The sequence below is a fragment of the Okeania sp. SIO1H4 genome (assembly GCF_010672695.1).
Classification (GTDB): domain Bacteria; phylum Cyanobacteriota; class Cyanobacteriia; order Cyanobacteriales; family Microcoleaceae; genus Okeania; species Okeania hirsuta.
On sequence record NZ_JAAHGB010000019.1, the window covers coordinates 80,383 to 90,847 of the forward strand.

The following is a 10,465-nucleotide window of genomic DNA, read 5'->3' on the forward strand; positions in this document are numbered from 1 at the left end:
TGTCTAATAGTTTTAATGATCTTCAGTGTCATCTGATGCGATTGCCTGACTATTAGACCAACCACAAAATAGCTGCCACTAGGATCCGCCAACATTGACAAAACTTTACAAAAAGTCTCTAACTTTTGGATATAGGATATAGATGTTCAGCTTTACACACAAAAAAAATGTTGGAGGACTATATGACACCAAATAATGGAGTTCACTCAACTAAAGTGAACCACACAAAAGCTCACCGAAAGTTGATTACAGCTATTATCGCTCTATTTGCTTTCACTTTTGTCCTATTTGGCTTTTCGGGGGTGACTTCCCCAGCGTTTGCTGGGCCAGGCGGAACCTATACAACAGGATGGGTGACACGGTTTAATGTTAGTGATGGAGTGGAAGCAACTCAGTGGTATGAGGAAAAACTTGGCATGATCGTCAATGAGGAAAATTCCGCATTCCCTTATTATGTGCAACTTTTCTATCCAGAACTTCCTGATACCCAAATTGGCCTGAGTCAGAGTAAACCTGTTCAATCGGGAAAAGCAACTGCTACGATCGCTGTAGATGATATTGAGCAAGCGGTAGATTTCCTAGATTATAAAGGGGTTGAAGTTGGGCCACTTTGCAATGCGGGGGATGGTTATACGGTACTCGCCTTCTTTTGCGATCCTGATGGCAATAATTTGGCTCTTCGTCAGGATGGTTTTCCGAATTCTTTTGATGATTGTGGATCGCCTGTATGCAATAATTGCGAATACTAGGGATGTCGGTCGTGAATTGCCCTGCAATTATTTCTGATTGACTGCTAGTATCAAGTTCGGATAAATAGTCGATTGTCCGAACTTGATATTAGTAACCGCTAGCTGAAAATCAAGTTGAAAATCAAATCCCACTCCACTCCCTTAAAATTGGTAAAACAAAAGTAATAGGCGCTCTTTCTTCTACTCGTACTCGCGTTGTTGTAGTTGTACCAGCAGTTAATTTTTGTTGGGGTCCTTTTGAAGAAGACCATTGATAACTACTAAAGGTATTGGGGTCTAATTTTAGTTGAGCGATCGCTTCAATTTTCCCCCCACTTTCGCCGATAATATTTTCTACTATTTCAGGATTTCCTACTACGAAGTTTGCACCTTCTTTTGTTACAGGAAAATCAGATACAGAAATAATTTTGCCGATAATTCCACCAAACCTTTCCCGTTTTACAGTATCAGGAGTGATTAAAATTTCCATTTCTGGTGTGATGCGTTTGCCATCTGAAACAGCAAAATAACTGACTGCTTGTAATTCTCCTGATTTTCCTTTGATATTAATTTTACCCAAAGTCGTACCTGGATTTACAAATTGTCCGAGAGTAGTTTGTATTTCCAAAATACATCCATCTACAGGACTAAGAATTTTACTATTATCAGTAATTTGTTTTTCTAATTGAGCAATTTCTCGTTTAACTTCTTCAATTTGATTTTTGCGTGTATTAACTGCTTCTAAATTTTCTTGTTCTAAACGTTTTCTCTGAGTATCTAAATCTTGTAAATCTGCTTTTATTTGAGTTATTGTATTCTGATTTTCTAAAAATTTTTGCTTTGTTTCTGTTTCTTGTAATTTTAGTCCTTGTAATTCAGCTTTAATTTCATTAATTCTGTTGGTATTATCTAAAAATCGTTCGTCAGTTTCGGTTGTTTGTAAATCTAATTCTTGGATTTTGGTTTCAATTTCTCTAATAGTATTGAGGTTGTCTAAATATTGTTGATTAACTTGTGCTTCCTGCACTTTTAATTCTGTTAATTCAGTCTCAATTTCTTTGATATTATTGAGGTTTTGTGCATATTTTTCTATAGCTTCTGTTCGCTCTACTTCTAGTTGCTTTAGCTCTGCTTCTATTTCTGTAATATTTTGCAGATTTTGTTGATATTCTTGTTTGCTTTGCAGTAGAGTATCTTCAGAAATTGCTCCCTGTTCATATAAGTCCTGACGTCTTTTTAGTCTCTCCTCAAAAGTAGGAGTTAACTCTCGTGCATCTTGTAAACGTTGCAGTAGACTTTCTCGTTTTTGTTGTAATGCTACTTCATTTTGATTCAGCAAAATAGGGGTTAAAGCCTTGGTATTTTCTAACCTTTGTTCCAGGGTAATTTTTTGTTCGGTGAGTGCTGCTAGTTGTTTTTCTTGTAACTCGGGAGTTAGTGCTTTAGCATCTTGTAAACGCTGTTGTAAGCTAGTTCGTTGCTTGGCAATCGCCTCTAATTTTTTCTCTTTTAATATAGGAGTTACTGTTTCTAGGTCTGACAAACGTTTTTCTAAACTCTGACGTTGTTCTCGGATGGCATTTAAAGTATCATTTTGCAGTATTGGTGTTATTGCTTGAGTATCTTTCAAGCGTTGTTCTAAACTGTTTTTTTTTCCTACTAAAGCTTCTATTTCGAGTTGAGTACGTTGATTTTGTAGTTGTTGGGTATCTTGAGCTTGAGATTCTAATTGAATTAGTTTATTCTGTTGTAATTCTAATTGTTTTTTGAGCTGAGATGGATCGATAGTTGCCAGTACATAATTTTTTTTTATGCACTGCCCATCCTGTATATTTAAAGACTGTAATCTACCAGCGATCGCTGACTGAAATTCTATTACTTGTCGAGGGCGAATTAATACTCCTTTTCCACTAATAGTAATAGGTATTTTGCCGAAAATACTCCATAATAAACCCAGAATTACTAGACTACCTAATGTTGCTAAAGGTAGCCAATCTTTGAGAGTAACTACTTGCATTAATTTGTCTAGTCGTTCTGGGGAAGAAAGCCGTTCTAAAGATTCTTTGCGGAATATACGGCGCTGTTTTTCAGACATTAATAACTGTAGATTAACTTCCCATGACTTTTTTTAAATTAACTTAGATATGATTCAAGAAGTAAATAAGTAAGAAGAGAAACTCAATAAATCTTCAATTATTTATTTGTAATTAAATTTTGACTTCTTAAAAGTGTTTCTGTCATGGTAGCCAATTTATGCAAACTAGCTTCTAATTCATCAGCACGTTGTTGATGTTTTTGCTTACGCATTAGAGCAGCACGAGCTAAATCTTCCCGGTCTTGTTTTACCGCCGCCACTGCTACTTTTTGCCAGGTATTTATTTCCTGTTTAAGTTGTTTATATTCTGGTTGAATATTTTCCCAAGCTATTTTTATATCTGCTAAAGCTTTGTTGACTAATTCAGTAGTATCTAAGTCAGTTTTTACTCCTAAAATTGCTTGCTTAATTGGTTCTGAAATTTGCTCAACATTAATGTGATAAAGCAGAGGAATAAAGTTTTTTACCTGTTGACTTTGACTAACTCCAGTTATGCACCAAGTAGCAAAATGTTCACAATTATTTTTAATAATATTATATTTTCTTTCTCCTAATCTACTTTCTGCTCTTTGAATGACTGTATCAGCAATATAACGAACTGGGTAACGTTTTACATAAACTTTTCTTCTATCAGTAAAATATTCTTTAGAAGTTCTTTCAATAGTTTCTGTACCCTTACGATAATGAATAACTGTTCCATCACCACAGTCAATGCCATGATGTTCGTAAACACCATCTATATTTAAAAACTCTCTAAGAGTATATATTTGCTCTCCTCTTGCCATATTATTTTTCAAGTTTTACTTAATTTAACTAGCTATCAGCTATCAGCTATTAGCTGTCAGCTATTAGCTTAAAAAGGTAGTGCATAGATAATGGTATCTGTTTGCGGAGTAATCCGTTAGGAAAAGCTTGGTTCAACAATTAATAATTAATAATTACCTTTGCTTGAAAACGGATAGGATTGACGCGGTAGGGGAAATTAATTCATTGTTTCTCCTTTAAATAAAGGAGAGGATTTTTACCTTAATTATTCGGTAAAATATCCCCGACGCGTGAGCAAGTCGTTTAATTTTAGGAGGGGTTGTTCATACCATTTTCGTTCTGGAATACTTTTTAACCTAATTCTATTTTAATCTAATTGACGCAACTTTTACACAAACTAAAACCACTAATCCTAAAGCTAAAATTCCAGCAGTAACTGCAATGATTGGCATATCTAAATGACGAATTACAATGGCTATAAGTGCCCAAACAAATACTAGAGGATAAGCAATATCTTGCTTTTGCATATTAATAATTCCTGCAATAATTGCTCCAATTATTAACATGATTATTGTCCAAACTATGGCGACTTGCCCTGTACTATTCCAGCCTAAATAATGTAGGGCGCTTGCTATATTCACAATCGTTGCCACACTAATCCAAGCAAAATATATACTTATCGGATAATGAACTAACCATTTATCTTTTTTGGGCACTCTTTCATAACTAATTCCTAAATTTAGATATAGGCAAATTAAACAGCCTAAAATTCCTAACATTGCCAAAACTGAAAAGGTAAATAACTGAAATTGAAATAAAAATACCCAAACTATTTGTGCCAGACTCGCACCCACTAAAAAATATCCACATCTCTGTAAAATTGGATTCTCTCTTTGTGCTGGTAATACTTGATAAACTCCAAAACTAATTAAACCTAAATAAATTAATCCCCAAATTGCAAAAGCATAACTAGCCGGAATAATCAAAACATCCTGAAATACAGTGTTAGAAATTTCACCAATAGTTTTGCCACCAGGAGGAGCAAGATTAACATATACATTCAGAAAAAAAGCAGCAATAATTCCTATTAAATTAGCCCACTGTCGAATAATGTTTGAATTAAATTTGTTAGTATTAGTTTCCATAATTGTCTTTACTCTTATAAATAAATCCGATTAAGCAAAATTATAATTTAGCCCGGAAGTTGTTACCTCTACAACTCACCGGGCTACTTGTTCAAATAATTAGTTAATCTTAATCAAATTATAACATTTATATTTGTAGAATTAATCTTTAATTACTTCTAGTCCACAAGCTTCTGCCAGTTGTTGTGCTATACTCTTATATTGACGAGGTGGAGTGTGAGTATCTAAGTCTAAATTAAAACCTTCTATAACACGCTGAATTAATTTTGAACGCCATATAGCTTCTATTTCATAATCAGAACTTAGGCTACCTTCAGATAATGCTAACCTCAATTTATCTAATATTTGAAATTGTCCCACTAAAATTGCTGCTTTAGTAACATCATTAGAATCAGTATCAAGAGCATCTAGTTGCCTACTAACTCGATTCCATTCACCATCAATTATCTCGATCAAAACTGCAGCAAGTTTAGCATTACGTTGCTGTGTCAATATCTGAAATTCGTCGTTAGTCATCATGATTAACTCCTAAATATATGATTATCGACTATCTAATTTTATATATCACATCTACACTGTTGACTCCCATGAATATAATCTTAAATTTTGAATAATTTAGTTCCTACATGGCCTCTTGATTTTATGTCAGATAATTAGTTATCCAAAAAAGAGGGAGTAGGGAGTAGGAAGTAGGGAGTAGGGAAAAATAATTGATGATTTATGGATAATAATTTATTTTATTTTGGATTTTTACCCGATGTATTATTAATAAATAATGGCAGAGATTTACATCTTTCATAAATTGCTGATTATTAAGCTAATTTTTTTTTCACAGGAAAAATTCGGTGAATTTCAAAGATAGCAATTCCCATCCTGATGAGATACAAAATTAGTTTGTTTTAGGGAGTAGGGAGTAGAAAAATCACTGTACTTCAGTAACTTGAGAAACGCTATAATATATGAATTATTTTTGTAAGAATTCAGCAGTCAGCTATCAGCTATTGCTTTGATAACTGACTAAAAGCAATATTTAATTAGACATCTCCAGAAAAGAGGGGAAAGGGAAGAATAATTGATAATTTATGGATAAAAATTGATTTAAATTTTGATTTGCGGAGATGTCTATTGAGCTAGAAAAACCTTGCTACAAAAGTCATCTCTAAAGTCTATATTCATTTAAACTTCGTCCTCAAGCACAGGGTCTTATTGCTGATAGCTGAATGCTTACTTATTTTTTATTCAAAAATCAACTTTTTTTTACTGTCTTCTGGAACACTTAACCTCAATATATAGGAAATTAAAAACAAAGGAATGTTAAATTTTTCACACCAACTATTAAGAGCGAACAAGACACAGTTAACAAAAAAGAAAAATAGACCGCAAAAGAAGTAAAACAAATTATTTTGACTTTTGCAATAGATCTAGTCAAAAATCAAGGTAGAAATAAACTTTCCTGAATTTTTCTGATAATGACTGATTAACCTGAATATGATAATCTATCAACAATAAAATTCTATTAAAGGAATCTAAATAATGACAAAATTACGAGTAGGTTTATTATTTGGCGGTTGTTCCGGTGAACATGAAGTATCCCTTAATTCAGCAAAAGCGATCGCTACTGCTTTAACTAAAGGTCAAAATACAGACAAATACGAATTGATGCCAATTTACATTCAAAAAGATGGTCGTTGGCAACCAACTGATTTTTCTCAACAAGTTCTAGAGTCTGGTAACCTACCATCTTCTAAGCTTACAGATGATAATTCCGATACTGAAACTACCTCCTCTCTTGCTTCTCAAAGTTCGTCTAACCTCTGGCAAACTCCTCCTCAAGCTGCCCAAGTAGATGTTTGGTTTCCAGTGCTTCACGGTCCCAATGGCGAAGATGGTACCATACAGGGTCTACTGAAGTTAATGCAGGTTCCATTTGTGGGGTCTGGGGTTTTGGGCTCTGCAATGGGTATGGATAAGATAGCTATGAAAATGGCTTTTGCTCAAGCAGGTTTGCCCCAGGTAAAATATCAGGCAGTGACGCGATCGCAGATTTGGTCTAATCCTTGTGTGTTTCCCAAGTTGTGCGATGATATTGAGGCAGCTTTAGGATATCCCTGTTTTGTTAAACCTGCTAATTTAGGCTCATCAGTGGGTATTGCTAAGGTGCGGTCGCGAGCAGAATTGGAAACTGCTTTGGATAATGCTGCTAGTTATGACCGTCGAATTATTGTTGAAGCGGGTGTAGAAGCAAGAGAGTTAGAATGCGCGGTGCTGGGAAATGATGTCCCGAAAGCTTCTGTGGTGGGAGAGATTACTTTTGACAGTGATTTTTATGATTATGAGACTAAGTATACAGAAGGAAAAGCGGACTTATTTATTCCAGCGCGAGTCAGTGAAGCGATCACTGCTCAAATTCAAGAAATGGCAACTCAAGCATTTTTAGCTGTGGATGCTGCGGGTTTAGCTAGAGTAGATTTTTTCTATGTAGAGAAAACAGGGGAAATTTTTATTAATGAAATTAATACAATGCCTGGTTTTACTGCGACGAGTATGTATCCTATGCTCTGGAAAGCTAGTGGAATTCCTTTTGATGAGTTAGTAGACTGTTTAATTCAATTAGCTTTAGAAAGACATTCTAAGTAACTAACAATTTTCTGTAGGTTGGGTAGAGCGACAGCGAAACCCAACATTGGCATCAAAAAATTTTGTGATATTTTGTATTCAGTTGGTCTAGGAATTGCTGATTCATCTCCAAAAATAAAAAATAAAATCAATTCTCACACATAAATTATCAATTATTTCTCCCTAATGCCTATTGTCTACTGCCTACTCCCTCTTTTGGAGGAGATGTCTATTCGTTCAACAATTATTAATTATTACCTCTTCTTTTCAAGGAGAGGTAATAATTAATAATGAAAATTTTTCTTTATTATCCCCTTAAAAGGGGAGGCTTTAAACCAAAATTTTTCGGTAAAAAATCTAAGGATATATAAAAACATTGTACAACAAACTTCCTAAATTTGGCTAACTAAAGGTAATTTCAAAGTAAATGTACTGCCTCGATCTGGTAGACTTTGAACAGTAACATTCCCTTGATGAAGTTGAGCGATCGCTACTGCAATAGATAAACCCAATCCCGAACCCCCACTCTGACGAGAGCGATCGCTATTCACGCGATAAAATCGGTCAAAAATTCGTTTTTGTTCTCTTTCTGGAATGCCAATACCTGTATCTTTAACATGAATAAAAACGGAATTAACATTAACTTCTAAAATTATTTTCACCTCACCTTCTGGGTTTGTATAGTTAATAGCGTTAACAACTAAATTTGAAACTAAACGATACAATTGTTCCGTATTTCCCATCACTTCCACAGGTTGAAAAACCCTAATTTCAGACAGAAGTTTAACCTTAGCTGCAACGGCCAAAAATGCAAATTCTTCAGCAATATCGTTAACTAAATCATTCAAACAAATACATTCCTGTTTTTGGGGCAATTTTTCCATCCCACTATCCATGCGACAGAGAACCAATAAATCTGCCACCATTTGAGATAAACGTTGATTTTGTCGCGCCATTATTTCCAGAGTTTCCCTAGCTTCCACCTCAGTTAATTTTGGCAGCATTAAAGTAGATTCAACAGTAGCACGAATCGCAGCTAACGGCGTTCGTAACTCGTGGGCAGCATCAGCCGTAAATTGCTGAATTTGCCGATATGAATGGTAAATGGGGCGCATTGCCTTGCCAGATAACCACCAACTAGCACCAGCAATCGACAAAATTCCTATTGGCAAACCTAAAAGTAAGATATGAGTAACTGTTTTAATATATTCATCAAAATCTTGTAAACTCCGTCCAACTTGAAGATATCCCCACTCCGAAGCATCTTGGGTATGTAGCATTAGAGAAATTTGCCGATAACGCTTACCATTGGAAGTTAGGGTTTGTAGTTGTGATGCTGCTGTTTGAGTCAGTTGTAGTTTCTTTGGTCGTAACCCTGCTATTGCTATTAAATTGTTGGAGCGATCGAGTAAGCGTAGATAATAATTTCCTGTTTCGGGAACTCTTGTCAAATGAGACTGAATTAGATCGCAAGACGTTTCCACCAAACAAAGATCGGGCAAGATACGAGTTGCTGTAGCTGTTAGCTTTGAAGGTTGTTTGAGAACTACTTTCAAACTATCGTGAATTGTTTTTGCCACTGATTTTAGTTCTCTGTCAATGGTAATTCGGTGGGCATGGAGAATTGCTTCGTAAAATCCTAAAGTGCATATACTCAGAATAATACCCATTACCATGACATACCAACTAGCAAGGGAAAGGCGAGTGCGTTGAAAGAGTTTATTTTCGTGCATTTTTTAGCTAGATAGGGCTTGCTTTACATTAGACATCTCCTCCAAAAGAGGGAATAGGGAATAGGGAACAGGGAACAGGGAAGAATAATTGATAATTTATGGGTAATAATTAATTTGATTTTTGATTTTTACGCCTATGTCTATTAAATCTATTTCCTTTATTCGTTGAGTATTCAATAAATCATACGAATAGTTTGATTTTTATTAATATAATATTTCATACCATTACTTATAAACAATTACTCCTACTGAAACTATGAGCTAACTTTGATGTTATACTATTGCGTATATCAAAATAGTTAAAAAATCATGTTTGTTGGTACTACTGAAGCAGCTTCTCTATTAAGTATTTCTGCTCAAAGAGTCCGAGTTTTACTCCAAGAAGGTAGGATTCAAGGAGCTAGAAAGATCAATGGTCGCACTTGGGTGATTCCTCTATATAAAGGGATGCCGAGAATTGCAGGTAGGAGTCGTGGTCCCAAACCTCGTTGGCGTTCCTGTAGACACTGTGGCAAGAATACAATTCATTTCAATCGCCCTAATATAGGTATCAATAAAAATAATCAGAATACTGAACTTCATGTAGTTTCTGCCAAACGAGGTTCTGAAAATTTAGCAAAAGGTCACGAAATAGATATTCACGGTCCTTGCCGGATTGTTTATCGACCAGAAAAACCTCATACTTGTGGAGCGACTGTCTGGATTGAAACTTTGGCAACGGCAACAGTTTATAATTTTGACGGGAACGTGAAACGGGTCAATAGCAGATGGATTTGGGAATGGGAAGAAGAAGAAATCTGGGAAATTAATAAGATAGATATTGATGAGTCGATAAAAGCATCCTAGTCAAAAAGTTAATTTGAATCACAGCGATAGGGTTCCTCTATAATCTCACAGGTTAATTATAAATCTGTGTTTAAGTTATCGTGGGAAAATTTGACTAATGTACACTTCTTGACTTCAAAACATAAACCTGAAACCACCCACAAATTTCACCTCATCAACACTTTCCCCTTCTTCTCTGGCAAAGTCGGCAGTACCAGCAAATTTACGTTCCCAGGAAATACCAATATAAGGTGCAAACCGACGACTAAATTCATAACGCAGTCGCATTTCTAATTCAATATCGTTAAAACCTGTACCAATTTCAAATTCTTCAACCTCCTGTGCTGCTACATTAACTTCAAATTCTGGCTGCAATACCAACCTTTGGGTAAGCAATAATTCATACTCTACACTCAAGCGAGCAGAAATATCTCCATCTTCGCTGACAAAAAGAGCAGCATCTACTTCCAAGAAATAGGGAGCTAATCCTTGCAAACCAAATACTGCAAAAGCACGGCCGTCAGACTCAGAACCAAATGTTCTGTCGTAACGCACACC

At 35.3% G+C, this 10,465-nt stretch carries 9 protein-coding genes; 3 read left to right on the plus strand and 6 right to left on the minus strand.

What is annotated here, in order from left to right; all coding sequences use genetic code 11:
• Positions 1-182 precede the first annotated feature (182 nt).
• Complete coding sequence (locus F6K06_RS15630) at positions 183-749, plus strand: VOC family protein (RefSeq protein WP_124142728.1); 567 nt, start codon at positions 183-185, stop codon at positions 747-749.
• 121 nt (positions 750-870) lie between these two features.
• Here the strand turns inward: F6K06_RS15630 and F6K06_RS15635 are convergent, their stop codons facing one another.
• The 4 genes from F6K06_RS15635 to F6K06_RS15650 form a co-directional block, all read right to left on the minus strand.
• Positions 871-2,823 (minus strand): NHLP bacteriocin system secretion protein, encoded by a 1,953-nt coding sequence (locus tag F6K06_RS15635; RefSeq protein WP_287241977.1) that lies wholly within the window; start codon positions 2,821-2,823, stop codon positions 871-873.
• A gap of 98 nt (positions 2,824-2,921) precedes the next feature.
• Positions 2,922-3,608: a lecithin retinol acyltransferase family protein gene (locus F6K06_RS15640; RefSeq protein ID WP_124142726.1), complete on the minus strand. Its 687-nt coding sequence runs from the start codon at positions 3,606-3,608 to the stop codon at positions 2,922-2,924.
• Between the two features lie 342 nt (positions 3,609-3,950).
• Entirely contained in the window at positions 3,951-4,733 is a 783-nt protein-coding gene (locus tag F6K06_RS15645) for a tryptophan-rich sensory protein (protein ID WP_124142725.1), read from the minus strand.
• A gap of 141 nt (positions 4,734-4,874) precedes the next feature.
• Positions 4,875-5,252, minus strand: a complete 378-nt coding sequence (locus F6K06_RS15650; RefSeq protein WP_240038729.1) for a hypothetical protein — start codon at positions 5,250-5,252, stop codon at positions 4,875-4,877.
• Between the two features lie 1,014 nt (positions 5,253-6,266).
• Here F6K06_RS15650 and F6K06_RS15655 point away from each other — a divergent pair.
• On the plus strand, positions 6,267-7,370 hold the full coding sequence (locus F6K06_RS15655; protein ID WP_124142724.1) for a D-alanine--D-alanine ligase family protein: 1,104 nt from the start codon (positions 6,267-6,269) through the stop codon (positions 7,368-7,370).
• A gap of 371 nt (positions 7,371-7,741) precedes the next feature.
• Here the strand turns inward: F6K06_RS15655 and rppB are convergent, their stop codons facing one another.
• Positions 7,742-9,082 (minus strand): two-component system sensor histidine kinase RppB, encoded by a 1,341-nt coding sequence (rppB, locus tag F6K06_RS15660; RefSeq protein ID WP_124142723.1) that lies wholly within the window; start codon positions 9,080-9,082, stop codon positions 7,742-7,744.
• 309 nt (positions 9,083-9,391) lie between these two features.
• Here rppB and F6K06_RS15665 point away from each other — a divergent pair, with 309 nt between their 5' ends.
• A complete protein-coding gene (locus F6K06_RS15665) occupies positions 9,392-9,928 on the plus strand; it encodes a DNA-binding protein (protein ID WP_287241972.1) in 537 nt (178 codons plus the stop codon).
• A 114-nt stretch (positions 9,929-10,042) separates the two neighbouring features.
• On the opposite strand, the gene F6K06_RS15670 is transcribed toward F6K06_RS15665, so the two are convergent.
• A partial coding sequence (locus tag F6K06_RS15670) for a copper resistance protein B (RefSeq protein WP_287323265.1) occupies positions 10,043-10,465 on the minus strand: 423 nt, incomplete at its 5' end.